The sequence below is a fragment of the Rhodoflexus caldus genome (assembly GCF_021206925.1).
GTDB lineage: Bacteria > Bacteroidota > Bacteroidia > Cytophagales > Thermoflexibacteraceae > Rhodoflexus > Rhodoflexus caldus.
On record NZ_JAJPRF010000002.1, the window covers coordinates 66,412 to 92,952 of the forward strand.

General features: G+C 46.4%; 23 protein-coding genes and 1 tRNA gene. 13 read left to right on the forward strand and 11 right to left on the reverse strand.

Annotated features, from left to right (window positions below; translation table 11 throughout):
* Positions 1-64: 64 nt before the first annotated feature.
* Positions 65-937, forward strand: a complete 873-nt coding sequence (locus NDK19_RS02445; protein ID WP_250630249.1) for a GNAT family N-acetyltransferase — start codon at positions 65-67, stop codon at positions 935-937.
* On the opposite strand, the gene gap is transcribed toward NDK19_RS02445, so the two are convergent.
* Positions 923-1,918: a type I glyceraldehyde-3-phosphate dehydrogenase gene (gap, locus tag NDK19_RS02450; RefSeq protein ID WP_250630250.1), complete on the reverse strand. Its 996-nt coding sequence runs from the start codon at positions 1,916-1,918 to the stop codon at positions 923-925. The two genes, NDK19_RS02445 and gap, sit on opposite strands and share 15 nt — an antisense overlap.
* A gap of 193 nt (positions 1,919-2,111) precedes the next feature.
* Between gap and NDK19_RS02455 the strand changes: the two genes are divergently transcribed.
* Positions 2,112-2,199, forward strand: a tRNA-Ser gene (locus NDK19_RS02455).
* Positions 2,200-2,319: 120 nt separating this feature from the next.
* Positions 2,320-4,251, forward strand: a complete 1,932-nt coding sequence (locus NDK19_RS02460; protein WP_250630251.1) for a GAF domain-containing protein — start codon at positions 2,320-2,322, stop codon at positions 4,249-4,251.
* A gap of 4 nt (positions 4,252-4,255) precedes the next feature.
* Here the strand turns inward: NDK19_RS02460 and NDK19_RS02465 are convergent, their stop codons facing one another.
* Positions 4,256-5,518, reverse strand: a complete 1,263-nt coding sequence (locus NDK19_RS02465; protein ID WP_250630252.1) for a M28 family metallopeptidase — start codon at positions 5,516-5,518, stop codon at positions 4,256-4,258.
* A 55-nt stretch (positions 5,519-5,573) separates the two neighbouring features.
* Between NDK19_RS02465 and NDK19_RS02470 the strand changes: the two genes are divergently transcribed.
* A complete protein-coding gene (locus NDK19_RS02470; RefSeq protein WP_250630253.1) occupies positions 5,574-6,074 on the forward strand; it encodes an acetyl-CoA carboxylase biotin carboxyl carrier protein subunit in 501 nt (166 codons plus the stop codon).
* Positions 6,074-6,664: a ribonuclease HII gene (locus NDK19_RS02475; RefSeq protein ID WP_250630254.1), complete on the forward strand. Its 591-nt coding sequence runs from the start codon at positions 6,074-6,076 to the stop codon at positions 6,662-6,664. Before NDK19_RS02470 ends, NDK19_RS02475 begins: the two co-directional genes overlap by 1 nt.
* Here the strand turns inward: NDK19_RS02475 and NDK19_RS02480 are convergent.
* Together NDK19_RS02480 and NDK19_RS02485 are read right to left on the reverse strand one after the other, a co-directional pair.
* A complete protein-coding gene (locus NDK19_RS02480; protein WP_250630255.1) occupies positions 6,651-7,478 on the reverse strand; it encodes a sugar phosphate isomerase/epimerase family protein in 828 nt (275 codons plus the stop codon). The two genes, NDK19_RS02475 and NDK19_RS02480, sit on opposite strands and share 14 nt — an antisense overlap.
* Positions 7,479-7,540: 62 nt before the next feature.
* Complete coding sequence (locus NDK19_RS02485; RefSeq protein WP_250630256.1) at positions 7,541-8,071, reverse strand: DUF2911 domain-containing protein; 531 nt, start codon at positions 8,069-8,071, stop codon at positions 7,541-7,543.
* A 245-nt stretch (positions 8,072-8,316) separates the two neighbouring features.
* On the opposite strand from NDK19_RS02485, the gene NDK19_RS02490 reads away from it, so the two are divergent.
* The gene (locus NDK19_RS02490) at positions 8,317-8,718 is read left to right on the forward strand and encodes a hypothetical protein (RefSeq protein ID WP_250630257.1); all 402 of its coding nucleotides are present in this window, start codon (positions 8,317-8,319) and stop codon (positions 8,716-8,718) included.
* Between the two features lie 4 nt (positions 8,719-8,722).
* On the opposite strand, the gene NDK19_RS02495 is transcribed toward NDK19_RS02490, so the two are convergent.
* Both NDK19_RS02495 and NDK19_RS02500 read right to left on the reverse strand, forming a co-directional pair.
* On the reverse strand, positions 8,723-9,388 hold the full coding sequence (locus tag NDK19_RS02495) for an ABC transporter ATP-binding protein (protein ID WP_250630258.1): 666 nt from the start codon (positions 9,386-9,388) through the stop codon (positions 8,723-8,725).
* A gap of 10 nt (positions 9,389-9,398) precedes the next feature.
* Positions 9,399-10,118, reverse strand: coding sequence for a hypothetical protein (locus tag NDK19_RS02500; protein WP_250630259.1), 720 nt, complete (start codon positions 10,116-10,118; stop codon positions 9,399-9,401).
* Positions 10,119-10,322: 204 nt separating this feature from the next.
* On the opposite strand from NDK19_RS02500, the gene NDK19_RS02505 reads away from it, so the two are divergent.
* Positions 10,323-13,532, forward strand: coding sequence for a SusC/RagA family TonB-linked outer membrane protein (locus NDK19_RS02505; protein WP_250630260.1), 3,210 nt, complete (start codon positions 10,323-10,325; stop codon positions 13,530-13,532).
* Between the two features lie 46 nt (positions 13,533-13,578).
* Entirely contained in the window at positions 13,579-15,339 is a 1,761-nt protein-coding gene (locus tag NDK19_RS02510; RefSeq protein ID WP_250630261.1) for a RagB/SusD family nutrient uptake outer membrane protein, read from the forward strand.
* 231 nt (positions 15,340-15,570) lie between these two features.
* On the opposite strand, the gene sppA is transcribed toward NDK19_RS02510, so the two are convergent.
* Positions 15,571-17,334, reverse strand: a complete 1,764-nt coding sequence (gene sppA, locus NDK19_RS02515) for a signal peptide peptidase SppA (protein ID WP_250630262.1) — start codon at positions 17,332-17,334, stop codon at positions 15,571-15,573.
* A 34-nt stretch (positions 17,335-17,368) separates the two neighbouring features.
* Between sppA and folK the strand changes: the two genes are divergently transcribed.
* The 3 genes from folK to NDK19_RS02530 all read left to right on the forward strand — a co-directional run bounded on the left by folK (position 17,369) and on the right by NDK19_RS02530 (position 18,958).
* Positions 17,369-17,887 (forward strand): 2-amino-4-hydroxy-6-hydroxymethyldihydropteridine diphosphokinase, encoded by a 519-nt coding sequence (gene folK, locus NDK19_RS02520; protein ID WP_250630263.1) that lies wholly within the window; start codon positions 17,369-17,371, stop codon positions 17,885-17,887.
* A gap of 29 nt (positions 17,888-17,916) precedes the next feature.
* On the forward strand, positions 17,917-18,489 hold the full coding sequence (locus NDK19_RS02525; protein ID WP_250630264.1) for a SiaB family protein kinase: 573 nt from the start codon (positions 17,917-17,919) through the stop codon (positions 18,487-18,489).
* An 85-nt stretch (positions 18,490-18,574) separates the two neighbouring features.
* Positions 18,575-18,958, forward strand: a complete 384-nt coding sequence (locus NDK19_RS02530; RefSeq protein ID WP_250630265.1) for a DUF1987 domain-containing protein — start codon at positions 18,575-18,577, stop codon at positions 18,956-18,958.
* Here NDK19_RS02530 and NDK19_RS02535 read toward each other — a convergent pair.
* The 3 genes from NDK19_RS02535 to NDK19_RS02545 form a co-directional block, all read right to left on the reverse strand.
* The gene (locus tag NDK19_RS02535; protein WP_250630266.1) at positions 18,939-19,628 is read right to left on the reverse strand and encodes a peptidoglycan DD-metalloendopeptidase family protein; all 690 of its coding nucleotides are present in this window, start codon (positions 19,626-19,628) and stop codon (positions 18,939-18,941) included. The genes NDK19_RS02530 and NDK19_RS02535 overlap by 20 nt on opposite strands.
* 4 nt (positions 19,629-19,632) lie before the next feature.
* A complete protein-coding gene (locus NDK19_RS02540; protein WP_250630267.1) occupies positions 19,633-20,118 on the reverse strand; it encodes a hypothetical protein in 486 nt (161 codons plus the stop codon).
* Between the two features lie 92 nt (positions 20,119-20,210).
* Positions 20,211-21,356 (reverse strand): DNA polymerase III subunit gamma/tau, encoded by a 1,146-nt coding sequence (locus NDK19_RS02545; protein ID WP_250630598.1) that lies wholly within the window; start codon positions 21,354-21,356, stop codon positions 20,211-20,213.
* Positions 21,357-21,532: 176 nt separating this feature from the next.
* On the opposite strand from NDK19_RS02545, the gene NDK19_RS02550 reads away from it, so the two are divergent.
* Both NDK19_RS02550 and NDK19_RS02555 read left to right on the forward strand, forming a co-directional pair.
* A complete protein-coding gene (locus NDK19_RS02550) occupies positions 21,533-23,209 on the forward strand; it encodes a glutamine--tRNA ligase/YqeY domain fusion protein (protein WP_250630268.1) in 1,677 nt (558 codons plus the stop codon).
* A gap of 23 nt (positions 23,210-23,232) precedes the next feature.
* Entirely contained in the window at positions 23,233-25,344 is a 2,112-nt protein-coding gene (locus NDK19_RS02555; RefSeq protein ID WP_250630269.1) for a tetratricopeptide repeat protein, read from the forward strand.
* Here NDK19_RS02555 and NDK19_RS02560 read toward each other — a convergent pair.
* Positions 25,326-26,513, reverse strand: a complete 1,188-nt coding sequence (locus NDK19_RS02560) for a putative sugar nucleotidyl transferase (protein WP_250630270.1) — start codon at positions 26,511-26,513, stop codon at positions 25,326-25,328. The two genes, NDK19_RS02555 and NDK19_RS02560, sit on opposite strands and share 19 nt — an antisense overlap.
* Positions 26,514-26,541: the final 28 nt, after the last annotated feature.

Here is a 26,541-nt window from a genome sequence, read left to right on the forward strand (position 1 = left end):
CTATACCTCACAAGATATCCACTTGTGGGACAGTCAAGTTGCCCGGTGTAAGAACGCAACCTTTATGCACCGGCGTAGCTACATGGACTATCACGCCGACCGCTTTACCGATGCTTCCTTAATGATTTTCTATCGGCGTAAACTGTTTGCTTTGCTGCCGGCTAATTGTGAGGGCAGTACCTTGGTTTCTCATCGCGGGCTTAGTTACGGCGGTTTATTGCTGGATGGGCAGGCAACCGTAGCAAGAGTAGGGGAGTGCTGGCACTCTATTATCTCATTCCTTTTACAGCAAGGATATAAACAGTTGATATACAAGGTTTTACCGTCTTTCTATCATCGCCTGCCTGCTTTTGAAGACGTGTTTTGGTTACGTTGGTATTGGCAAGCTGCACAAATACAAACAGACATGGGAGCAGTGGCAGAATTGACCGCTTCCCTGCAATTTTCAACAGGCAAAAAGCGGCACATAGCCAAGGCAAAGCAACATCACTTGCAAATCAGAAGTGATGTTGCTGATGTACCTGTTTTTTGGGAACAGATACTCACACCTAATTTGCAAAAGCGGCATGGAGTTTTGCCCGTACATCAGCTCGCCGAAATACAATTGCTAATGAGCCGATTTCCCGATAATATCCAATTTTATGGCGTATATCAGGGTTGTGAACTTGTGGGAGGCACAGTATTGTTCCTTGCTGACAATGCAGTGCACGCGCAGTACATTGCGGCTAATGCCACGGGGAAAGAACTGTCAGCATTAGACTTGTTATTCAGCGAGTTACTGCAACATTTCAAGACCACTCACCGCTATTTCAGTTTTGGGATTTCTACCTATAACAAAGGGCAAGCCCTCAATGAAGGACTTGCCCGATGGAAGGAAGAGTTTGGCGCTCGCACATGGCCGCACGAAACGCTGTTATTGCAATTATCCAAGTCTTGAAATCAGGTCAGCAGTACGTGCAGAGTAACCCGCTTCATTGTCATACCAGCCTACCACTTTCACTAATGTGCCATTGGCAGAGGTCAGTTCCGCATCAAAAATACAAGAGTGCGGATTACCGATGATATCTGCTGAGACAATAGGTTCTTCGCAGAATTCCAAAATGCCTTTCAATGGGCCGTTAGCGGCGGCTTTCATTGCCTCATTGATTTCTTTGGCAGTAGCTTCTTTTTTGAGGATAACGGTCAAGTCGGTAAGAGAGCCATCAGGAACAGGCACGCGCATGGCCGAACCGTCTAATTTGCCTTTCAGGTGAGGCAGTACCAAACCCACGGCTTTTGCGGCACCTGTGGAAGTTGGCACAATAGACACAGCAGCTGCACGAGCGCGGCGCAAGTCTTTGTGTGGGCCGTCTTGCAGATTTTGGTCTTGTGTATAGGCGTGAACAGTGGTCATGTAGCCTTTTTCAATACCAAAATTATCGTCCAAAACCTTTGCCATTGGTGCAAGGCAGTTGGTTGTACAAGATGCATTGGAGATAATTTTGTCGTCTGCGGTAAGTTTGTCATCATTTACGCCCAGCACGACGGTTTTGATATCGTCTCCTTTGGCAGGGGCAGAGATAACCACGCGCTTTGCTCCGGCAGTCAGGTGTTTGCCTGCACCTGCGCTGTCCACAAAACGACCGGTTGATTCCAGCACCACATCAATATTATGAGCAGCCCAAGGTAAATTGGCGGGGTCTTTTTCAGCCAGAATCTTGATAGAATGGCCATTAACAACAATGGCGCCGTCGGCTACGGCCACCGTGCCGTTAAATTTGCCGTGAATAGAGTCATATTTTAACAGATGAGCCAGTGTAGCAGCATCGGTCAGGTCATTGATTGCTACAACTTCTACGTTTGATTTTTCCAGCAAACGCTTGAAAGTCAGGCGGCCAATACGCCCGAATCCGTTAATGGCGACTTTGATTTTTCCCATAATCCGGTTTGTCAGTATTTGATAGGTTTATAATGGCTACAAATTTAAACATCTCAGGCAGATTTGGAAGAATTTGTCGGAATGAATTATTTTTTATCTGACAATCAGCATATTGCATTTTTATTAAAAAAATCTTGCGTTGAAGTATTGCAAGTTTGAATGTGGCTTTGCAACTTTGCACCACGATTCGCACAGAGGGATGGCTGAGCGGTCGAAAGCGGCGGTCTTGAAAACCGTTGTAGGGCAACCTACCGGGGGTTCGAATCCCTCTCCCTCTGCCAAGTGCCTCAGAATTGTTTCTGAGGCACTTTTTTTTATTCATGTAAATCTGCCTAACTTTACGTAATTAAAGGTAGGTGATGCAGGATGTTTGATAACAGAGTAATAATCCGTACTTACACATGAATTTTCTGGACAGGCTCTCATTTGCACAGAAAGTTGCCCTTGTGGTATCTTCAGTGTTAGCTGGTTTTCTTATAATTACGGCTGTCGGTTTCTATGTGTATCAACGTCAAATTATTTTGACAAGCAACGAAGACCGTTTAGAGAGTCAGGTAGAAGACCTGCATCATATGTTCATGATTCACCATCAGGAACAAGTCAAGCGGCTGGCAAGGATACAAGAAGCCGCTTTTAATTTTTTAAAAGTTAATAGTCAGTCTTTGGATTATGATGTTTCCGTAAGTGCAAGCAACATATTAGACAATAACAAGGTTGAGATAACGTTTCGTCCTTATCAGCTGCGCGAATTATATAAATTAGTGGTTGGCCAGCGGATGCGCTTACAGGCATTTCAGAAAGTAGATGGCGGGTATATCAACATTACCAATGAGGTTGCCGGCTTGAATTTTGACAAATATATTTTCATACCAAATAACCAAGCCCCCTTTACTTACGAAGCCGATACACAGATTAAAGAAACTGTCCGATTTGACAGTTTAGACGTGGTAATGGTGCGCTACATACCTTGCCGTCTGGGGCTTACCGATTACGGTTTTCTGAAATTGGAAGTTGTTACAGACTTTAGCGGGCTGTATCAATTGCTGCAAACCAAAAAGTATTACTCTACCGGCTACCCCTACATTATTAACAATGAGGGGACCATCATTTTTCACCCGAATAAAGAATTTTTGATGCAGAATGCCGCATCAGACCCTGATTATGAGGTCTTTTTTAGCAAGATGCGTGCTACGAAGAAAGGTCATCAGGAGTTGGTGAGCAAGCAGTCAAAAGTGGATAAAATACACTTCTATTACTTTATAGAGCCCTATCAGATTTTTCTTGTGATAGTCGTTTCCAAGTCGGAAATGCTCGACCAGCTATTGTCGCAAATTATCCAGTTTATTGCTTTGGTTTTTGGTTTGCTTGTAGTGGTCAATGTTGCTATTTCATACAACTTTGTAAACCGATTGTTGAGGCCTGTAAAAAATATTCTTTATTCGCTCAACGAGATGAGCCGAGGCAACTTTCAGAAGTTGGAAGATACCTCGCGCAGAGACGAAGTGGGCGAACTTACCCAATCTCTTAACAAAGCCATTGAAGGTTTGGAGAGAGCTACCTTATTTGCTACCGACATCGGGCAGCAGCACTATGACACACATTTTGAGCCACTCAGCAAAGATGATAAATTGGGCAATGCCTTGCTGACCATGCGCGATGCACTCAAAGCAAGTGCCGAGCACGAAGCCGAACGGCGGATGATGAGTGAGGCCTTGGCTAATTTTTCTGACCTGATACGCAATGCAGGCACCGATTTGAATGTGCTGTGTCGGCAAACACTTTCTGAATTAGTGAATTTTCTTAACGCACAGCAGGGATGTTTATATCTCGCCGAACACGATGAGTTGATGGAGCAAGCCCGTTTGTCGTTGGTTGCAACCTTTGCTTACGGTCGCCATAAATTCAAGCAAGACACCATTGTATCGGGTGATAATCTCACGGGACAAGTTTATATAGAAAAACGCTCACTGCGTATAGATAACCTGCCGCCTGACTATTTTTCCATTGCTTCGGGTTTGGGTAGTACGCCACCGTCTTGCTTGATGATTGTCCCCATCAAACAGAACGACAATGTGGTAGGCGTTATTGAAATCGCTTCTTTGCAAGTTCTCACAGAAAAGCAACAGGGATTTGTAGAGCGCATCGCCGAGATTCTGGCAGGCTTCATCATCAATGCGCAAAACAATGAAAAAATGCGTCGTATGTTGATTGAAAGTCAGATGTTGGCGGAAAATCTGCGTGCACAGGAGGAAGAGATGCGCCAAAATCTGGAAGAATTGCAGGCCACACAAGAAGAAATGGCACGTCGTGAAAAAAGCCGACTGAACATATAAACCCCTATTTTTCCGTCATTTTTATCAGCAGATTGAACAAACCGCCAAAACCGCTCAGCGGTAAGTTTTCTGCTTTGTCATCAATATTGTGATAATGCGGGTAGTTTTTATCCATCAGGTAAATAAAAAATGTAGGAACGCCTTTTATGCTGAATGGGTAATGGTCTGAATTAGCAGCGGGCGCTCGCGGAATGATTTTAGGTAACGCCTGTAAACTTTCGTTAATGGTTCTGAGTTTTTCAAATTCACGTGTGTGGATGGTGGCATTAACCACGGTTGCGCCGTCTTTGCCTGTGCCTATCAAATCCAGATTCCACAGAAAGTTAATCTGCGAAAGCGGGAACAGCGGGTTGGCGGCGTAGTGCAGTGAACCCAGTAGCCCCAGTTCTTCTCCTGAAAATGCCATGAAACAAACCGAAAAAGGAGGCGGATTTTTGCCGAAATGATGTGCAAGTTCAATCAACATGGCTACGCCTGCTGCGTTGTCGTTAGCCCCCGGAATATAAGCCTGCGTGCCAATGGTGCCCAGATGGTCATAATGGGCAGTAAATACCACAAAGCGTTCAGGGGTTTCAGTGCCTTTGATATATCCAATTACGTTTTGCGTGATATAATTGGTTTTCAGTTGGCTGTCCATTCGGAATTTGATTTTTTGGGCAGATTTGCCAATGGCTTCTGGCTTAGCCAACAGAAACGGAGGTTGTAAAGCCTGACCGCTGATGTGCGCCGTTAGGGTAGGAGAAGTGCCTATCCATACTTTTGCTTTATTCAATTGCGGGATAAGTTCGGGGCAGCGCTCCAGCATCAGGGAGTAGTCCGACATGCGAAAAACGATTCCCTTCCCTTGATAGTTGGTTTGCATGGCATTTCTGACAACTGCCGAATCGCCTTTAGCTAATAATGTATCCAAATATATCAATTTTGCGCTGCCTTTTCCTTTGCCTGACACAGGATTTGGTATAAAATCTTTACCAACTATAAGGGATTTTCCGTCAATGATTAAGACCATCTTTTGAGGGAAAGTATTGGCAGTCAGGGAGAATGATTGGTAATAATCGCTGCCGAAGGGTTGTAAGCCTGCTTCGCGGAAGGCTTTTGCAATCAGTTGAGCGGCTTTTTTATCGCCATCCATGGTGTAGCCTCTGCCTGCCATTTCGGGGGAACAAAGCAAGCGGATGTTTTGGCGTACTCGCTCCATGTCCTGCGCGATGGCCGGAACAGCAAGTGATATACAAAGGCTTGCCAGCAATATTTTCAAATACAACATATCCGATACACGTTATTTTCCGCTAAATTGCGCCAATCAGCGAATTAGTCCAACTATGTATCGTATTCAGGTTGAAAAAGGCAATGCCTATCAGGTAGAAAACAACGGTGAGTTTCCGGTGGTTAATGAGCAGCCACTGCACTGGGACGTATTGCAAATAGCACCCGGTCGCTATCATATATTGCTTGATAATCAGACCTTTAACGCCGAAGTGGTGAAGGCCGATTATCAGGCAAAGTCTTTTACGTTCCGTATCAACAACAGAATCTACCATTTGGCGGCCAAAGACCGATTCGATTTATTGCTTGAAAAAATGGGTATGGGCAATGCTGCCGGTCATAAAATCAATGATTTGAAAGCACCTATGCCCGGCCTGATTCTGGGAGTGAGCGTAAGTGAAGGACAGCAGGTAAAAAAAGGCGATACTTTATTGATTTTGGAAGCCATGAAAATGGAGAATGTGCTGAAAGCACCTGCCGATGCTACGGTTAAGTCTGTGAAAGTGCAAAAAGGCGACCGTGTAGAAAAAAATGCCATTTTGATTGTTTTTGCCTGATGCTGATACCGTCTTACACAGATGTTTTGATAGAGGCAGGTGTGGATGAGGCGGGAAGAGGTTGTTTGGCAGGGCCTGTGGTGGCTGCGGCTGTTATTTTACCCAAAGACTACACACACCCGCTGCTGAACGATTCTAAAAAACTCAATTACAGGCAACGTGAAAAGTTGCAAATGGAAATTGAGCGCGATGCACTTGCAATCGGTATCGGAAACGCTACCCCCGAAGAAATAGACCGCATCAATATTTTGCAGGCCTCTATTCTTGCCATGAACCGGGCAATAGAAATGCTTTCACCTGTGCCGGAACTGCTGTTGATAGACGGTAAGTTTTTTTCAACTCATCTGGCTGTTCCCTATCACTGCATTGTCAAAGGCGACGGGTTGTACTACTCCATTGCTGCCGCATCGGTAATAGCCAAAACCCATCGCGACCATTTGATGCAGGAATACGCAGAGCAATATCCGCACTACGGGTGGCAACAGAATGCCGGTTATCCGACAAAAATGCACTACGAGGCCATTGCTTCGCATGGCATTACACCGCTGCATAGGCGCAGTTTTCGCCTGTTTGCTGCTACAACCGATTGATTTCGTCTAATTTTTTGGCAATTTCTGTCAGCCGATTGAGGTCGCCTCCCTTTACCTCGGCACTCATCCAGCCTCCTTTGTAATTTATTTCGGCAAGAGCCGTTTTCACAGCAGCCCAGTTGCAATCGCCTGTCATCAATTCGGCTTCAAATCCTTTCCAGATGCCTTGTTCTTCGGCCATTTTGCGACTGTACTCCTTTACGTCTATTTTCAGAATGCGCTTGCCTAAAATCCTAATCCATTGCTCCGGCCAGCCGTAGCGTACGATATTACCCACGTCAAAGTACCAGCCTACATACGGCGAATTGATTTCGTCAATATATCGGGCAGCTTCCAGCGGACTCAGTAAAAAATTATTCCACACATTTTCTATAGCAATACTGACTTTGAGTCGCTCGGCAAGTGGCACGAGTTTGCGGATTTCTTCCTGCGAGCGCTTGTAGGCTTCTTCGTAAGATACCTGCGCATTAACCACGGCAGACACCAACAATACGGTAGTAGCGCCCAATTGCGGGCAGGCTTCCAATGCCTCGCGCATGGCATCTAAGCACTTGTCGCGCACCGACTGTTCAGGGTGCGAAAGGGGCGAGCGCCAGTGTTCCCAGCAAACCAGCCCGGGTACAGCCATGTTGCTTTCGCGTGCGGCACGGGCTACTTCCTGCCAGTTCATGCGGCTATCGGGTTCTACACCGTCAAAACCGGCTTGTTTGGCTGTGATAAACTTTTCGGCAATGCTCTCGCCACCGGTTATCATGCTGTATTTCAGGCTTTTTTTGAGCACTAACGGCTTAGAGGCAAAGGCATTAGCAGGCATGCAGCAAAGGGCGGCGTTGCCAATCGCTGTTAATTGTATAAATTTTCTTCGCTGCATACTGATTAAGGAGCTTTTTTCATCGGTACGGCAACTGTGGTATTCTCCCACGAAAGCAGCATTTGCACCTCATTACCCGATGACTTGAAAGAAATAGTAAACATTTCCACAGGCTCATCGGAGCGCGAGGCAGGTACTTTTACTTTCAAAATATCCTCCTCGGCGTTGTAATTAGTACCCCATTGGCCGGTTTCTCTGTTGAAAATAATTGTCCACTCTTGGCGGTCGGGGATAGTCCACAGCGAATAATTGCCTTTGGGCAGTATGGAGCCGGCTATGTCTGTATCCTGTCCAAGTTGGATGACGGTAGCTTCATTAGCACCTGTGCGCCACACTTTGCCGTAGGGCACTACTTCGCCAAAAATAACGCGTCCTTTTTTGGATGGTCTGCAATAAGTTACTTCGGCGCTGAAACCGTTTTTAACGATTTTTTCCTGTGCCTCAGGACTGTACGACTTTGTCCATGTGCGCAGCACAAAAAATGCAATCAGCAATAATACGATAATGCCGGCCGTGATTTTAAGCCATTTTTTCATATCCTGATTCGGTTGTTTGGGTGGATTAAGTTAGATGTTTTTCGGAGAAAATACTGCTGTCTCTGTAAGTTTTGTATCAATTGCACATCATTTCCGATGTTTTCCCGAAACAGATATACGGCAAATGAAAAATCAAACAAGAATTTACAGGATACGGATTGGTAAAAAAAATTACTGAAACAGGCGATAAAATTGCCGATATGTGATTAACTTACTATCGGTTTTAACATGGAATCCTGTAAAAAATGAAGAGTTACATCAGCATATTTCAGCAGATTCAAATAGATGAATCGCTGAAGCTGCTTCGCAAGCATTGGTTCGCACAGACGGCCAACATGTCGGAAAACGATTTTCGGTCGGAAGTGGAGAAAATTGCACAAATGGCAGAACTGCATCGGATTGAAAAAGTATATGATGATACGACGAATTTTCATTTTATCATCGTTCCGCGGTTACAGGAATGGGTGAATGAAAAGATATTTCCTCGATTCATACAAGCAGGCCTTCGCAAATATGCCATTATTATCAGCCAAGAGATGGTTGCACAACTTTCTATTGAGCAGACGATGGAGGAGTATAATGCGTGTAGTTTTCAAGTAAAATATTTTGACAATTCAGAAAAGGCCGAAAACTGGTTGTTAAGATAGCGTGTTATTTGCTTTCATCACCCGCAATGCGGCCGTCCACAATGGTAATTTTTCGGTCGGTGGCATTGGCAAGCGACTCATTGTGCGTAACAATTACAAAAGTTTGTCCTAACTCATCGCGCAGTTTAAAAAACAATTGGTGCAGTTCTTCTGCATTGCGAGTGTCCAAGTTACCGCTGGGCTCATCGGCAAATACAATTTTCGGGCTGTTGATGAGCGCACGGGCTACGGCAATGCGTTGCTGCTCGCCGCCCGACAGTTCGGCAGGCTTGTGTGAAAGCCTGTGCGCTACCCCAAGCATTTGTGCCAGTTCGGTGGCACGGTTGTGTAACTCTTCTACCGGTTTGCCGGCAATGTAGCCCGGCATGGCGATATTTTCCAATGCGGTAAACTCAGGCAACAGGTTGTGGAACTGAAAAACAAAGCCAATTTCCAGATTGCGGAATCGGGCAAGTGCCTGTTCGCCAAGGTTTTGCAATATGATACCATCTGCCGCAACAGTGCCCTCGTCGGGGGTGTCCAAAGTACCCAATATGTGCAACAGTGTACTTTTTCCTGCCCCCGAAGGGCCTACAATGGTAGTAATTTGACCCGTGTGAATTTGCAGGTTGATTCCTTTGAGTACGTGCAGTTGTCCGTAATATTTGTGCAGGTTGCGGGTTTCGAGCATATCCGATGGTTTAGGCAGCCATTTGGCTGATGTGTTTCACCAAAGCTCGCCTTGCAATAGGCAACAACGACTCTTCCAGCGGGCAGGCAACTTTGGCAATTATTGCAAAAGTAGCAGGATTCGGCCATTGCGTAAACCTTCGGGTGAGGTTCAGTTTCAATTGTTCGTAGGTTTGCGTCAGCGTGATGCTTGCGGTTTCCAAATAGGCGGTGTGGATACCGCGGAAACGCTCGTGCCGGTCTTCAAATATTGTAATATGGTAGGTATAAATAATGGTGTCGTGGCTTTGTGCTTTACTCAGGAACATATAGCCTCTGTCGGTATTGAGAGGAGTAATACCCACCGGGCTGATTTCAATTTGCCGCTCGATGTGGTCATATATTTCGCGGGCTTCCTCCAAAGCACCGCCTATCAGAGGGATGGAATAATGTACCAAATCTTCTATAACCCGCATGGTTTCATCATCTTCTACAATGTTTTTGTAAACCAATTGCAGACGTTCAAAATCGGCATGGCTGATTTTTTGCGGAAATTGTTCGTAAAATAGGTTTTTATTGTCACGCAGATGGCATAGGTTGCGATAATGAAAAATTAAATCGGCAAATGCCGGATAGAGTTTCTGCGCGCCAAGTTCCTTCCGTATGTTTTGCAGGTAAGCCAGCAGCACGTATTTCTTGTACTCAAAATCAATTAAATGTTCAGTTAACCAATTGGGGCTGAGCGTATTCATAACACATACACATAGGTTAGTGTACCTAATTTACTAAATGCAAACCAAATTTCAAAAACACGTGCGCTTACGTGCGGCATATTGCATCCGATTACTGCCAAATAAATGTTGAAACATTATTTGATTTTCATTTTCCTTTTTTAGAAATTCATATGGCGTAACTTATAAAGCGCGCCAAGATTATTTTTTCACCAAATTCAAAGTATGAAAATGAAAATCAACAAACTTTTGACAGGGTGGATTCCCATCCTTTTGCTGCTTTTAGTAAGCATGCAGCCGGCTTTTGCCCAGAAACGCATCACAGGTAAAGTAACCGATGCAGAAACCAACACGCCTTTGCCGGGGGTAACGGTTTTGGCCAAAGGTACGCAGACCGGTACTACTACCGATGCAGAGGGAAAGTATTCGCTGAATGTTCCTGCAGGCACTGATATGCTGGTGTTCTCTTATGTAGGTTTCAAAACACAGGAAATAGCCATTGGCAATCAGAGCAACATAGACATTGCGCTGGCGGCAGACGACAAAATGCTGAGCGAAGTGGTTGTAACAGGTTATTTGACCGAACAGAAAAAAGATATTGTAGGTTCGGTAGCCACGGTAAAGTCCAAAGATTTGGTAGCTATCCCTCAAGGTAACGTAGAGCAACAGTTACAGGGGCGCGTATCAGGCGTTACAGTACTTACCTCCGGCCAGCCGGGCGTGCAGAGTTCCGTAAGGGTGCGCGGTTTTACTACTTTGGGTAATAACGCCCCCCTATTCATTGTAGATGGCGTGCCGCTGACCGATGTGTCTGACCTGAACGGTCTTGATATTGAGTCCACTACGGTTTTAAAAGATGCCGGTGCGGCTTCCATCTACGGTGCGCGTGCTTCTAACGGCGTAATCGTAATGACGACTAAGCGCGGCCTGAGCAAACCCGGCAAGCTGCGTGTAGATTATGAAATGCAGTACGGAACTCAGATGCCCGGTGAGCGGCGCACAGGCGTACTCAATCCGCAACAAACTGCCGAGTGGACATTTATTGCCCGCCGCAACGCAGGACAGGCGGCTACACACCCGCAATATGGTTCAGGCGCAACTCCTGTATTGCCCGATTATATCAACGTCGGTGGTGTTGGCGGCTTGTTTGAGGGCGACCCCCGCATTGACCGCAACCGTTACAACATCAACTTCGACAACGGCCCCATCTATCAGATTGTGCGCGGCAACAAAGCCGGTACTAACTGGTACAAAGAAATTACCCGCAATGCACCTATTTTGAACCAAAGCATCGGGCTTTCAGGTGGCGGCGAGGGTAGTCGTTTCTATGTAGGCTTAGGTCAATACGAACAACAAGGTGTCGTGCTGAATACTTGGCTGAAACGTTATACTGCCCGTGTAAACTCCGAATTTACGATTGCCAAAAAAGTACGCATCGGTGAAAACATGCAGGTAACTTTTCGGGAAAACCCCAGCATCGGTACAGATTTGAACGCTCCCCAAGGCGAAAACGACTTGTTTATGGCCATGACTATCAATCCGTTTATACCTGTGTATGACGAGTTTGGCGGTTGGGCGGGTACTGCCGCGCCGGGCTTCAACAACTCCCGCAACCCTGTGGCAGACCGCACCCGCGCCGGCCAAAACAAAGGTTTCAGCCTTGCAACAATGGGTAATTTGTATGCAGAAGTTGAGCCTATTCAGGACTTGATATTGCGAACCAGCATAGGCGGACGATTAGCCTCTTTCCATACTCGCAGCGCACAGTTCCGCACCTACGAACGCTCAGAAAATATCGGTGCTAACTCTGTATCGGAAAGCTCAGGTTTCTCTTATACTTGGACGTGGACTAATACGGCTACTTACAAAAAAACATTTGACAAGCACGCAGTTAAGGGTCTGTTAGGTTATGAATATATCGTAAGTGACGGTTTCCGTTTTCTCAATGGTTTTGGTCTGAATCCGTTCTCGATGGATCCTGCTTTCCGCACTATTTCCACTACTGAAACTGTTGGCCGTCAGACAGGCAGCGGAGGCAACCCTGAGCGCCGTTTTGGTTCACTCTTTGCCCGCGTGGACTATGGCTATGCCGATAAGTACTACATTAATGGAACAATCCGTCAAGACCAGTCTTCCGTATTCGGTGAAAATAATCGCGTCGGTGTATTCCCTGCTTTCTCTGCCGCATGGCGTATTTCAAGCGAAAATTTCATGAAGGGAATCAATTGGATTGATGACCTGAAAATTCGCGGCGGCTGGGGGCAAATGGGTAACTCTCTGATTGACCCCAATAACCAGTTTGACTTATTTGTGGCTACTTCCTATGACATTTCGGGTGTAAACACGGGTGCAGACCCTGCGTTGCGCCAAAGCCGCTTAGGCAACCGAAATGCGAAGTGGGAAACCAATACTACGACCAACATTGGTATAGATGGTTCCTTCTTTAAAGGCAAAATGGACATCATCTTAGACTTGTACCAAAAGCGTACCGATGACATTTTGTATCAAGTACCACTACCGGGCGTCTTAGGACAGGTAACACCTCCTTCCGTAAATATTGCCTCTATCAGCAACAAGGGTATTGACTTGCAAATCATTAACCGCGGCAATATTACCAGAGACCTGCGTTTTGAAACCGACCTGACTTTTACCACTTTTACCAACCGTATCGAGTCATTAGCGCCTGATGCAGGTATTACCTTCTTTGATGCCGGTAATGCTACGCGTTTGGGGCTGACTACCCGCAATCAGGTGGGAAGTTCTTTCTCTCGCTTCTTCGGTTATAAAGTGGTTGGCTTGTTCCAAAGCCCCGAAGATGTGCGCAACTCTCCCGTACAGGACGGCGCAGCACCCGGTCGTTTGAAATTTGCTGATATTAACGGCGATGGTCGCATCACTGCCGATGACCGTACATTTATCGGCAGCCCGATACCTGACTTTACTATGGGTCTGAACTTGAAACTCTCTTACAAAAACTTCGATTTCGAGACTTTCTTCTATTGGGTGGCAGGCGCAGACGCATTCAACGGATTCAGAGTGTTTACCGACTTTTATCCGCTGTTCCCCGGTATTGCCATCAGCGAGCGCGTGCTGAACTCATGGACACCTCAGAACCCCAACGCTACCGTACCTATTTTTGAAAACGTAGCTAATTTCAGTACCAATACGCAAGTGTCTTCTTACTTCTTGGAGAATGCTTCTTACTTGCGCAACCGCAATATGCAAATCAGCTACAACGTGCCGAAAGATGTGCTGAACCGCTTCGGTGCAGAACGTTTGCGCCTGTTTGTTCAAGCTGCCAACTTATTCACCATTACGAAATATACAGGCCTCGACCCTGCAATTTCAGGCGGTGATGCGGGCTTTGGTATTGATGCAGGTGGTAACTATCCTTTTGTACGCACCTTTATGCTGGGTGCAAGCTTAGGCTTCTAAAACATTCTTATTCAACACAATGTATCAAAATCAAAATCTTGTAAATATGAAAAGGTTTCTGATGAAAGCGGTGGGGCTTTCGGTAATAATAACCGTAGCAACTACCACATCTTGTAAAAAGAGTTATTTTGAAGTTGACCCGATTGGGCAGCTCAGCAACAACCAAGTGGCTACCCAGAAAGGCGTTGAGCAAATTCTTATCGGTGCTTACGCAGTGCTGAACGGCTCTAACTGGAACGCTTCTTTCACCAACTGGATTTATGGCAGTGCCAACGGCGGCGACGCAAACAAGGGTTCTAACGCCGGCGACCAGTCGCAGATGAACGAAATTATTCGTTTTGAAGGTCAGGCGGTTAATGGTGATTTTAACCTGAAATGGAATGCCGTATACAATGGCGTAGCTCGTGCCAATCAGGCAATTATTGCGGCAAATGCGCTCAAACCCGAGCAAATTTCGGAAGCCAACAAGCGACGCATCATTGCCGAAGCACGCTTCCTGCGCGGTTTCTATCATTTAGAAGGAAAGAAAATGTTTAACATGATTCCTTACATCGATGAAACCGTAAGCTACAGCGCCGGTAATTTCCGCATTCCTAATGACAAAGACATATGGCCTAATATTGAGGCAGACTTTAAACATGCCTACGACAACCTGCCCGAAACACAGGCACAAGTCGGAAGAGCCAACAAGTGGGCGGCAGGCGCCTTTCTGGGCAAAGTTTTGCTGTTTCAACGGAAATTTGCCGAAGCCAAAACCGTATTTGATGCTTGTATAGCTAATGGAAAAACATCTAAGGGCGAACGCTACGGTTTGTTAGACCAGTACTCCAAAAACTTTAATGCAGACTTTGACAATAACAACGAGTCTATTTTTGCATTTCAGGCTTCGGTAAACGATGGTACGGGGGCAGCCAATGCTAACCCTGACTTGGTACTTAATTTCCCGCATAACAACGGATGGGCAGGAGCAATGCCTGCCGGCTGTTGTGGTTTCCACCAGCCTTCTTTTGACCTTGCCAACTCATTCCGTACTACTGCGGCGGGGCTTCCTTTGCTCGACGGCTCTTACAATTTGCCTGCAAACGAGTTGCGTACCGACATGGGTATTCCTTCCGACCGTCCGTTTACACCGGATCCCGGGCCACTTGACCCACGCATTGACTGGACAATAGGCAGAAGAGGTATTCCATTCTTGGATTGGGGCATTCACCCGGGCAACGCATGGATTCGCGACGCCAGCAACGGCGGGCCTTTCTCTCCTGTGAAAAATGTATTCTATCGCGCACAACAGGGTCGCTTAACGGACAACTCTTCATGGACACCCGGATACACAGCCTTGAACTACAGTTTTATGCGCTATGCCGATTTGTTATTGATGACTGCCGAGTGTGAGGTAGAACTTGGCAACCTCGAGCGCGCCCGTCAACTCGTAAATCAGGTGCGCCGCCGCGCAGCCAATCCGGCCGGCTTCGTAATGAACAACGGTGTGCCTGCTGCCAACTATCGCATTAGTGAGTACACTGCTCCATGGCCGGATGCAGCAACTGCGCGCGCTGCCGTGCGTTTTGAACGCCGACTCGAGTTGGGTATGGAAGGACACCGATTCTTTGACTTAGTTCGTTGGGGAATTGCCGACCAAGTGCTCAATGCTTACTTGCAGTATGAAAGCACCAAATTAGCGTTCTTCCGAGGCGCACGTTTCACTCGTGGTAAGAACGAATATTATCCGATTCCACAGGTGCAGATAGACGTAACAGGTAATGGCCCCGATGGTCGCCCGATATTGCGTCAGAATCCCGGTTATTAACGGGTGATTTAATAACACACACACACACAAACCTGACGGGTATCCACGACTCGTCAGGTTTTTTTCTGATTTTGAACAGCTTATGCGAAATACTTTTCGACAACAGTTTGCGCTTATACATAAAAAAAACAGGAACCATCCCGAAATGAGATGACTCCTGCCTTTATTTTGTCATTGCCATACCAATCGGAGCGGTTAGGCAATATGTGCTAAGGTATGTGGGCTGAAACCTTATTGAATTTTTACCTCATAAGGCCATCTTGCTTGAACCCCCTGATAATTAGGCAATTTTTCAATTTGTTTCAACAGCGGATAAAGGCTGCCTGCTTTCTTTTGCAGGAGGCGCTCTTCCATTAAATCTTCGCTGCCTTGCAAGGCTTCAAAAAAGCTCTTTTTAACAGGGTAGTAACGAACCGCATATTCGCCTTCTTTGATTTTTGCTTCTTTGGCTGCCAGTTGAATGGCATCGTTCAAGCCGCCAAATCCGTCTATCAAACCAATTTTCAGGGCTTGCTCGCCTGTCCACACTCTGCCGCTTGCATATTTCTTCAGCGTGTCTAACGGCATATTGCGACCTTGGGCAGCTTTTGAGGTGAAATTTTCATAACCTTCATTTACCATTCGTTGAATAATCTGCCGCTCGGCATCGGTGAATTTTTTGGTAGGAGTGCCCAAATCAGCATATTCGCCCGTTTCTACGCGGTCAAAAGTAAGGCCGAGTTTATCGGTCAGTAATCCGCTGGCATCGAACAACATACCGAAAATACCGATAGAGCCTGTGATGGTATTGGGTTGTGCTAAAATTTTATTGCAGCCCATGGCCATGTAATAACCGCCTGATGCGGCAACGTCGGACATGGAGGCAATAACAGGTTTTTTCTTTTTTGTTTCCAACACTTCGCGCCACATTACATCAGACGCAAGCGCGCTGCCTCCGGGTGAGTTGATGCGCAACACAACCGCTGCTACCTTGTCGTCATTGCGAACTTTGCGCAACTCTTCGGCAATGGTTTCAGAGCCGATGCTTTCGCGGGTGCTTTTGCCGCTCTGAATATCGCCCTCGGCAAAAATTACCGCTACTTTTTTCTTGCTGTATCCACCTTCTTCCGCTTTGTCGGAAGCATAGGCTTTCAGCGAAACGAAGTTGATTTTTTTCTTCTCATCGGTAATGCCCAGCTTTTTGCGAATAGTTTTTTCTACTTCATCGTAATAAGCAGTGCGGCTGATGAGTTTATATTTTACTGCATCTTCGGGCATTTGTACGAGCATGTTGTCGGAGATATTGGTGAGCTCTTCAAATGAAATGCCGCGTGATTCGGCAATGCCTTTCAGATAATGGTTGTAGATGCTGTTCAGATAGGCACTGATTTGCAGGCGGTTAGCATCGCTCATTTTGTCGAGCATAAAAGGCTCTACGGCACTTTTAAAATCGCCTACACGAAATATTTCGGGCTTTACGCCGATTTTCTCAAATAAACCTTTGGCAAAACCAATCTCGGCGACCAAGCCGTTAAACTCCATGCCTCCTTGCGGATGCAGAAAAATTGAATCGGCTACCGAGATAATGTAATAGGCAGGCTCGGACATGGTTTCCGAATAGGCATAGATAAACTTGCCCGATTTTTTAAAATCTTTCAATGCCGTGCGGATTTCTTCCAATGTGGCAAAACCTGCCGATATATTGCCTGCGTCTAAATAGATACCCTTAATTTTATCGTCATCTTTTGCTTTCTCAATGGCCTGACGAAGCTCGAGCAAACCGATGGTACGTTGTGAAGGCATTCCCGGAATCTCTAAATTTTCCAGCGGGTTATCTTCTTTACGTTCATTCACAGGTCTGTTAAGGGAGAGTTTCAATACACTGTTGTCTGCTACTTCGGTCTTTTCCTTATCGCCTGCTGCCGAAGCAACAACAAACAACAACAATACACCTAATAAAGTGAGTAAAATAATGCCCACCATGGTGGCAAAAACGAATTTGAAGAATTGAGCCATGTTCAGATTATGTTTGCGGTAAAACTACGTTTTTATGCCCAAATATACTGCCCATTTGCTGCTTGGCACAAACATGGGTAATCGTTGCGATTATTTACATTTTGCCCTGAAAGCGATTCAGGAACGGGCAGGATACATTTACGGCGTTTCACCTGTTTACGAAACTGCGGCTTGGGGGTTTACCGACCAGAACGATTTTTTAAATCAGGCACTGACGCTGCAAACTCATTGGCAACCCGAAGAATTACTGGCCGTTTTGCAAGAGATTGAACAACAGGCAGGCAGGCAGCGACTTGTTCATTGGGGGCCGCGAACGCTGGATATTGACATTATTGCCATTGACGATTTGGTCATTGAATCTGAACGGTTGGTAGTGCCGCATCCTGCCATGAGGCACAGGAGGTTTGTTTTGCAGCCCTTGGCAGACCTTGTTCCCGATTGGCGACATCCTGTATTGGGGCTTACCTGCGAGCAGATGCTGGCACTCTGTACGGATGACACAGCCATAAAAAAATATGACGGTTGCGGTATTTTTGATTCTAAACGAATTTAAGTATAAATTGCACGTAAATTTTGCTAAGCATGAGTGCTACTGAGCAGCCTTTCAGTATTTATCAATTTTTTAGCCAATTGAAGTCGCACCATTTTTCAATGGTCGCGCAGGGGCTGATTTCGCAGGATATCCTTTCACTAATTGCACTTAGTTTGAAGCGTCGGCCTGACAATGAGGTAGTTGCCCGAAGGCTGTTTGCTCTTGTTGTTGAGTTGTCGCAAAATATTTTTCACTATTCGGCCATCAAAGAATTTTCAGTAAAAGACCAGCGCGAAATCGGCGTTGGTATTGTAGCCGTAGGTGAGTCCGATACGCACTATTTGGTAGCTTCCGGCAATGTGGCACATACGGAAAGCGCCTCCTACATAGCCCGTCAATGCGACCATATCAATACGCTCGACTCCGAAGAATTGAAGCAATATTACAGAGAGCAGCGCCGACAACCTGCACGCGAGGGAAGCGTAGGCGGCAGCATAGGACTGATTGAGATAGCTAGAAAATCGGGCAGCCCTATTCACTACGAAATCATACCGATGGAAGATGGCAACGTGTTCCTTATTTTTGTTGCCAAAGTAAGCAAGTCGGTTTCTTATGCCGACTGACAACAATTTACATTGTTTGCTGCGTTATTTTATTGCATGTCTGTCTCCTGTCAGCAGGGAAAAATTACCGGAAACATACATATCTATGGAGAACCTGTTCATCAAAGCCGATACATTCATTCCCGAAATCAATTTTAATGCACAATCGGGAGAGTTGAATATCAGCGGTGAATCTTATCATGAATATACGCTGGAATTTTACCAACCGGTTTTTAACTGGCTGGCGGAATATTTGAAAACACCCGGGCGCAATATTGTTCTGAATTTCCGCATGTCTTATTACAATACGAGCACATCGCGGCGCTTTTTGGAACTTTTTGATATGTTGGAAGAGTATCAAAAGCAGCAAAAAGGCACAGTTACCGTAAATTGGTACTACAAACCCGAAGATGTGGACATGAAAGAAAGCGGGGAGGAATATGCCGACGATGTAGCACTTACTTTCAACCTTATACCCCTAACAAAATAGCAGGGTTGAGGCATATGCTCAGGTAATAGTCGCGCTCGCTTGGGGCACACACTCCGGGGAAATCGCCCGACTTTCCGAGCATATCGGTTATCAGTTGAAAATGCAAATGCGGCGGCCAATGCCCGTTTTCCTGTGGTTCGCCAAACCATGCGAATGTTTGCCCTTTGGCTATTGCTTTCCCTTCGTACAATCCCTCACACGAAGCAGCCGAGAGATGCCCGTACAGGGTGAAAAATTGGCAAGAATCCAGTTCATGCCGTAAAATAATTGTGTAGCCGTAATCACCGAAGTTGTTATTGTTGGCAAAGCTATGGACAGTACCTGCCAAAGGTGCACTAACGGGTGTACCTGCCGATGCCCAGATATCTATGCCCAAATGGATTGTACGAGCTTCCGTTGTGCCGTCAAAATGTCGGCTGCGATGGTATAAGAAACGGTCTTCATTGTATCCGCCAATGGCTGCAACGGCTTTTTGCTGTTCCATTTCCCCGAAAATATATCGGCTGAATGCTTCCGTATCCGCTAAGTTAATTTGGTGGAGTGCAGGATTGCTTGCAGTCAGGTTGATGTGCCAAATATTTTCACCGTTCAGGTTGAAAGGCACAACAGGGGCAAAAGAAAGTCTGTGTTTTATCAGCGTATTTGTTAAAGCTTGATGTAATGTTTGCATAATGTTACTCAATATCTAAACCTAACAGGTTGCGCAAATCGTTCAGCAAAGGATTTTGCTCTGCAAGGAAATTAAATTTGTCGGTATTGGTATAAATTTTTGGCGAAGCGCCTGCTTCGGTTGCCGCTACTTCTATTGTTTCAAGGGTCAATGAGGAGTGGTTCAGTTGCTTTTTCAGAAAGCCGAGCAGCTCGTTCCGCACCTCTTTGAAAGCATCTGCATCGGTCGCATTGGTACGCAGTGCATGTGTGATAACCGGATACTGAAAAGTAACGGGCTTCCATGTCAGCATACTGACTACCAGAGGTTTACCATTTTGTTTGTAGTATTCGGCGAAAGCATCCCATGCGGCCTGTACTTGTTCGGGCGTGGGAGGCGGGCTTTGCATTGTTGCCGTCGGTTCTGCTGCAACAAGAGGCGGCACATCGGGAGGCGGCGCAGTGTCTTTGGGAGCAGCCACCGGCGGCGGGTTTTTCTCAACAACAGGCACTTGTATTTTGGGCGCACTTTTCAGCGGCGCATAACCTGCCGTTAAAGGCTTTTGCGCAGGCGCTTGCCCTTGTGTCTGGGGCTGTCGGGCTATCAGTTCAGTTTTTTTTTTAACTCCTCGGCCAGTTGGGCAAGGTTGATAGCGGAGGTCAGATGTGCCATTTTCATCAGGGCTATTTCTACGTGTAGCGCTTGGTCTTTGCTGGCCTTGTAGTGAATATCACAGTCGTGGCCAATGGTAAGCGCCGAAAGAAGAAAGCCCGTGCTCACTTGGTTGGCTTGTGCAATATACCGATGTTTGACCTCATCGGAAACCTCGAGCAGTTGCACCGTAGCATTGTCTTTGCAAACCAGCAAATCGCGCAGGTGCTTGTTCAGGCCGATAATGAAATTGTGCCCGTCAAAGCCTTGTTGCAATATTTGCCTGAAAATCAACAGCGCAGAAGACAAATCGCTATTCACCAACGCATCGGTTATTTGGAAGTAATAGTCATAGTCCAGAATATGGAGGTTGGCGATGGTCTGCTTGTAGCGGATGCTTCTGTCGGTTGAAAAAGTTACAATCAGGTCAAACATAGAGAGCGCATCGCGCAGAGCGCCGTCTGCCTTTTGCGCAATCAGGCGAAGTGCTTCGTATTCGGTGGCAATGCCCTCTTTGGCGGCAATGTTTGCCAGATGGTCTGCCATGTCTTTAATCTGTATCCGATTAAAGTCAAATATCTGACAGCGGGAGAGGATAGTGGGTAGAATCTTGTGTTTTTCGGTAGTTGCCAAAATGAAAATGGCATAAGGCGGCGGTTCTTCCAACGTTTTCAGAAAAGCATTGAAAGCTGCTGTGGAAAGCATGTGCACCTCATCTATGATATACACTTTGCGTTTGCCGAATTGGGGCGGGTAGCGAACCTGCTCAATCAGGCCGCGGATATCATCTACCGAGTTGTTGGAAGCAGCATCCAATTCGCTGATATTCAGCGATGTGCCGTTGATGAAAGCGCGACATGAATCACATTCGCCGCAGGCTTCGCCTTCCGGTGTAAGATTTTGGCAATTGATTGTTTTTGCCAGAATACGGGCACAGGTGGTTTTTCCTACGCCCCGAGGGCCGCAAAACAAAAATGCCTGTGCCAAATGGTTGCTCTTGATGGCATTTTTGAGTGTGGTAGTAATATGTTGCTGACCTACTACGGTTTCAAAATTAGCAGGACGGTATTTCCGGGCAGAGACAATAAAATTTTCCAAATGCTCTAATTCGGTGCTTGGGTTTTTCAGGTGCAAGTTAGCAATTTTTCCTGATACATACCTCCTTGCTTGGGTGTGGCCTGCCTGTAAGTATTGGCGGAAAAATACGGTTATTTAGCAGTTACTTGCTACTTTTGCCACCTTAAAAGTATTGAGAAGTTACCACAAGTTTCGTAATGGAAGCAACAGAACATAAATCATCGGTCAATTTTATTGAACAAATCATAGACAGTCATAACGAGTCCGGGCGTTTCCAGAAGCGCGTACATACGCGGTTCCCGCCCGAGCCGAACGGATATTTGCATATCGGCCATGCCAAGTCTATTTGCTTAAACTTTGGCTTGGCTCAAAAATACAACGGCAAATGTAACCTGCGTTTTGACGATACCAATCCGGCAACGGAAGATGTGGAATATGTGGACTCTATCCGCAACGACGTTCGCTGGCTTGGCTTTGAGTGGGACGGTGAATTTTTTGCTTCCGATTATTTTGACCAATTGTATGAATGGGCAGAACAACTTATTCGCAAAGGCAAGGCGTATGTAGATGACCAAACTGCCGAAGAGATAGCCGCTACGCGCGGAACACCGACCGTGCCAGGCAAGGAAAGCCCTTTCCGCAACCGCAGCGTCGAGGAGAATCTGGATTTGTTCCGCCGCATGAAGGCCGGAGAGTTTGATGAAGGCAGCAAAGTATTGCGTGCCAAAATAGATATGTCATCGCCCAATATGCACATGCGCGACCCTGTGCTGTACCGCATCAAGAAAGCGCATCACCACCGCACGGGCGACCGCTGGTGCATCTATCCGATGTACGACTTTGCCCACGGGCTCAGCGATTCTATCGAGGGCATCACGCACTCTATCTGTACGCTGGAATTTGAAGTCCATCGCCCGCTGTATGATTGGCTGATTGACGAGTTGGGCATTTATCACCCGCAACAAATAGAGTTTGCACGCCTGAATCTGGCCTACACGGTCATGAGTAAGCGCAAACTGCTCGAGTTGGTAGAAGGAAAATATGTTAGCGGTTGGGACGACCCCCGCCTGCCGACCATTTCAGGCCTTCGCCGACGCGGCTATACACCTGCTGCCATCCGCCATTTTGCCGATAAAATTGGCGTTGCTAAGCGCGATAACATAATTGACGTAGCTTTGTTGGAGTTTTGCATCCGCGAAGATTTGAATAAAACGGCCCCCCGCACAATGGTTGTTTTGCGTCCTTTGAAAGTGGTGATTACCAACTATCCCGAAGGACAAACTGAGATGCTTTCGGCTGTTGTAAACCCCGAAATGCCTGAAATGGGCAGTCGCTCTGTACCGTTCGGAAGAGAAATTTACATTGAGCAGGACGACTTTATGGAGAACCCGCCCAAAGGTTACTTCCGCCTGACACCCGGAGGCGAGGTGCGCTTAAAATATGCTTATATCATTCAGTGTCAAGAAGTTGTAAAAGACGAAAACGGCAATGTTACAGAGTTGCGCTGCATCTACTTCCCCGAAAGCAAGAGCGGTTCGGATACTTCGGGTAAGAAAGTGAAAGGAACGCTTCACTGGGTAGCCGCACACGATGCGGCAGAAGCAGAAGTGCGCCTGTACGACCGCTTGTTTACTATCCCCGACTTATCGGAAATTCCCGAAGGCCAAGACTGGAAGGATTTTATCAATCCGAAGTCGCTGGAAGTAGTGAGCCATGCCAAGATAGAGAAGAGTCTTTTGCAGGCTGAATCGGGTAGTTTGTGGCAGTTTGAGCGGTTGGGTTATTTCTGTACCGACCCGGACACTACTCCTCAAAAGCCCGTATTTAATCGCACAGTTACGCTGAAAGATACTTGGGCAAAAGCAGCACATTAAACAATCGTATAAATATCGGGGGGATGCCACGTACTTTCATTAAGATAACCTTATGGATAACCGCCGGATGGTTACTAACCGCTAACGTGTGGGCGCAGCGCGAAGTTTACAACCAAATACTGGAAGACTTCAAAACTGCTAAAACCATTAATGACAGTGTCGGGTATTATGTCCGACTGGCTAGTACCAGTCGGGCTTTTAGCCTGAAAACAGCTATCAGCCTTTCCAAGAAAGGGCTTGCCGTTGCATGGCGCGCCGGTGATACGCTGTCGGTGATAAAATTGCTCAACATGCAGGCTTCTGCGTATATCTTGCGCTCCGATTACGATTCGGCAACCATGCAGTTAGAGCGTGCCCTCGCTTTACAGCAGGCGGTTAATGACAGCGCCGAGTTGGCTACCACATACAGCCATTTTGGTTTTATCAACAGGCGGCAACACAATTACTCCAAAGCGTTAGATTATCATTTGGATGCGCTGAAAATTCGCAGTCGGATTAAAGACTTCGGTGGTATCAGCATTTCTTACAACAATATCGGCGATGTATATGCCGACCAAGCAAAATATGAGCGCGCGGCAGAGGCATACATGGACGGTATTCGGTATGCGGTGCAAGGGAAAGACGACATGCGGCATATTTCCAATCTGGCAGATTTAGGACTTGTTTACTACGAACTGAAAAAATATCCCGAGGCAATTAAAATTATTCGGGAAGCCCTGACAATTTCCGACCGCATTGGCGGCACATATAAACTCCCTGAGATTTACACAACGCTTGCACGTATCTATCAGCAACAAAAAAAATATGACGATGCGCTGGAATATCTCAACAAAGCCATTGAGCATAGTCAAAAAAGCGAATTTGTAACCAATGATGTGAACGTGTACGGCGAAATGTCAAAGTTATACTGGGAACTTGGCAAGCGGGATTTGGCAATCAACAGCGCACTGCAAGGGCTGGAACATGCCGTGCAACACGACAACATCAATTTGCAACTCCAACTTTCCTACACGCTCTACGAGTATTACAAAACCCTGAATAATCCGGCCAAGGCGTTAGAATACTACATTATTTACCGCGATTTAAAAGAAGTTGCCAATGAGCGCCAACAAAATTTACAGTTGGCCGAACTTGAAACCCAGTACGAATTGGAGCGGATTCAGCGCGACCATCAGGCCAAATTGACGGAAAGTGAACGGTCGTTAAAAAATCAACGCATTGTATCAATAGCAGTTATGGTAGCCTTGGTGGCTTGTATTGCCCTTATCGCCATTTTGATGAGGAACAATAAAGCCAAAAAGCGCCACAATGAGGTGTTGATAAAGCTCAACAAAGAACTGAAACGCCAGCAGGAAAATGTTTTATCGCTGAAAGAAAATCTGGAACGCACCGTTGAAAAACGGACGGATGAACTCAAACAAACCATTGACCAACTGACTGAACAAAATCAGGATTTACAGCAGTTCTCATACATCATCTCTCATAACATACGCTCTCCGATTGCACGCATCGCCGGATTGATTGATATCATTAAAATTGAAAACAGTGGTACCCAAGCAATCAACGAAGAGATTATTATGCACTTAGACAAGGCAGTTATCAGCCTTGATACGGTCATCCGCGATTTGAACCAGATTCTTTCCATCCGTAAGGGCATCAATAAATCCAAAGAAATGATTTCTTTTCAGGAGGTCTTTGAATGGGTAACACTTACGCTGGAAAATGAAATAGCATTGGCAGGTGCAAAAATTTATCAGGATTTCAGCCAATACCCGGGTGTGTATTCAATTAAGGCATACCTACAAAGCATTATGTACAACCTGATTTCAAATGCCATCAAATACCGCCGCACCGATATTGAACCGCAAATTCATGTGATTTCTTACAGAAACGGCGATTACGTTTGCCTTGAAGTAAAAGATAATGGCATCGGTATTGACTTACAGGCCATAGACCCCTACAAAATTTTTGGGCTGTACCAACGTATGCACACCCACGTAGAGGGCAAAGGTCTGGGACTGTATTTAGTTAAGTCGCAGATAGAGGCGCTCAACGGCAAAATTGAGCTCGAGAGTGAGTTGATGAAGGGTAGCAAGTTTACTGTTTACTTCCCCGCTCACACGCTTTTGATTTGATAATCAGCAGCTTGCCGAAAAATATTTTCCCAAAGTGAAACATCGGCTGTTGTCCATGCTTGTCCTTTGGATGCTTTCATGCGTGCTGCGGTTTTAATAAATTCATCAAAACGGTAGGTTTGCAGTCGGGCAGGTGTTCCCCACGAAAACGGCGGAATGAATTTGGGAGGCAGGCCTGCGTCAAATAAATTCATGGCAGGGCCGCCAACGGTTGCCGTATTAAAGGCAGTGCCAATACCCGTAAAACTGTAGTCGCCCAGAAAAAGCCCCCCAAACCGACGTTCGGAAGGTGCGAACTGGCTGCTCGCGTAGTTCCACAGGTTGATATTGCCCATGGTATTTTTCATGTTGGAAGCAGTAGTTCCTGCGCCCAAGTTGCAATATTCGCCGATAACGCTGTTGCCCAAAAAACCTTCGTGGGCTTTGTTGCTGTAACCTGTGAGTACACTGTTACTGATTTCGCCTCCTGCTTTGCAGTGGTTGCCTACGGTTGTATCGCCGCGGATAATTGCCCCCATGTTCAGATGTGCCCCCTCGCACAGGGCAAAAGCGCCTCTGATAAGACTGCCTTCGCCTACGACCGCATTTTTACCGATGTAAATAGCACCTGTCTCGGCGTTCAGCACCGCTGATTTGATAACAGCCCCCTCTTCAATGAAGATGTTATCGGCCGCATAAATGGCTGTGTGTTTATCGGTAATAACTGCACTGCGTCGCTGTTGCCTGATGGCGGCTATGTCGGCCTCAATTGCCGTGCGATTCAGATTAAAAATATCGGTTAGCTCCCTGATAATCAAGGGGTATTTGTATGGATTTGGTCGGGAGGATGCTGCTTCTCGTACCTCTTCCACTCGGTTGTACAGCCGAGGTGAGTGGAAAGCAACCGGATAATTATCAGCCCACAGGCTTTCGCCGATGGAGAGTTGCCGCATGTCTTGCAAAAGTTCGGCACTTGGCAATACACCGCCGCCGATGTACATAATGCTGCCTTTGGCAGGGGTTAGCGGGAAAAAATCGGCCAGATAGCCCACGGTAAGCCATGACATAGGTATGGTCGGGAAATGAAACGCCCATTTTTCGCGGATGCGCCAAATACCTGTACGCAGTTCGGCAATCGGGCGGGATACCGTCAGCGGCCAAAGGCGACGATGTGCCTCAACAGTATCCATAAAAACAATTTGTGAAAACATTTGCAGC

Bases quoted from the DNA above. Each gene is read 5' to 3' on its own strand.
- NDK19_RS02465 (WP_250630252.1), bottom strand. From the start codon at position 5,518: ATGTTGTATTTGAAAATATTGCTGGCAAGCCTTTGTATATCACTTGCT.
- NDK19_RS02485 (WP_250630256.1), bottom strand. From the start codon at position 8,071: ATGAAAAAATGGCTTAAAATCACGGCCGGCATTATCGTATTATTGCTG.
- NDK19_RS02445 (WP_250630249.1), top strand. From the start codon at position 65: ATGCACCGGCGTAGCTACATGGACTATCACGCCGACCGCTTTACCGAT.
- NDK19_RS02505 (WP_250630260.1), top strand. From the start codon at position 10,323: ATGAAAATGAAAATCAACAAACTTTTGACAGGGTGGATTCCCATCCTT.
- NDK19_RS02555 (WP_250630269.1), top strand. From the start codon at position 23,233: ATGCCACGTACTTTCATTAAGATAACCTTATGGATAACCGCCGGATGG.
- NDK19_RS02460 (WP_250630251.1), top strand. From the start codon at position 2,320: ATGAATTTTCTGGACAGGCTCTCATTTGCACAGAAAGTTGCCCTTGTG.
- NDK19_RS02490 (WP_250630257.1), top strand. From the start codon at position 8,317: ATGAAGAGTTACATCAGCATATTTCAGCAGATTCAAATAGATGAATCG.
- NDK19_RS02495 (WP_250630258.1), bottom strand. From the start codon at position 9,388: ATGCTCGAAACCCGCAACCTGCACAAATATTACGGACAACTGCACGTA.
- NDK19_RS02480 (WP_250630255.1), bottom strand. From the start codon at position 7,478: ATGCCTGCTAATGCCTTTGCCTCTAAGCCGTTAGTGCTCAAAAAAAGC.
- NDK19_RS02510 (WP_250630261.1), top strand. From the start codon at position 13,579: ATGAAAAGGTTTCTGATGAAAGCGGTGGGGCTTTCGGTAATAATAACC.
- NDK19_RS02475 (WP_250630254.1), top strand. From the start codon at position 6,074: ATGCTGATACCGTCTTACACAGATGTTTTGATAGAGGCAGGTGTGGAT.
- folK (WP_250630263.1), top strand. From the start codon at position 17,369: ATGCCCAAATATACTGCCCATTTGCTGCTTGGCACAAACATGGGTAAT.
- NDK19_RS02500 (WP_250630259.1), bottom strand. From the start codon at position 10,118: ATGAATACGCTCAGCCCCAATTGGTTAACTGAACATTTAATTGATTTT.
- NDK19_RS02535 (WP_250630266.1), bottom strand. From the start codon at position 19,628: ATGCAAACATTACATCAAGCTTTAACAAATACGCTGATAAAACACAGA.
- sppA (WP_250630262.1), bottom strand. From the start codon at position 17,334: ATGGCTCAATTCTTCAAATTCGTTTTTGCCACCATGGTGGGCATTATT.
- NDK19_RS02525 (WP_250630264.1), top strand. From the start codon at position 17,917: ATGAGTGCTACTGAGCAGCCTTTCAGTATTTATCAATTTTTTAGCCAA.
- NDK19_RS02470 (WP_250630253.1), top strand. From the start codon at position 5,574: ATGTATCGTATTCAGGTTGAAAAAGGCAATGCCTATCAGGTAGAAAAC.
- NDK19_RS02550 (WP_250630268.1), top strand. From the start codon at position 21,533: ATGGAAGCAACAGAACATAAATCATCGGTCAATTTTATTGAACAAATC.
- NDK19_RS02530 (WP_250630265.1), top strand. From the start codon at position 18,575: ATGGAGAACCTGTTCATCAAAGCCGATACATTCATTCCCGAAATCAAT.
- gap (WP_250630250.1), bottom strand. From the start codon at position 1,918: ATGGGAAAAATCAAAGTCGCCATTAACGGATTCGGGCGTATTGGCCGC.
- NDK19_RS02560 (WP_250630270.1), bottom strand. From the start codon at position 26,513: ATGGATACTGTTGAGGCACATCGTCGCCTTTGGCCGCTGACGGTATCC.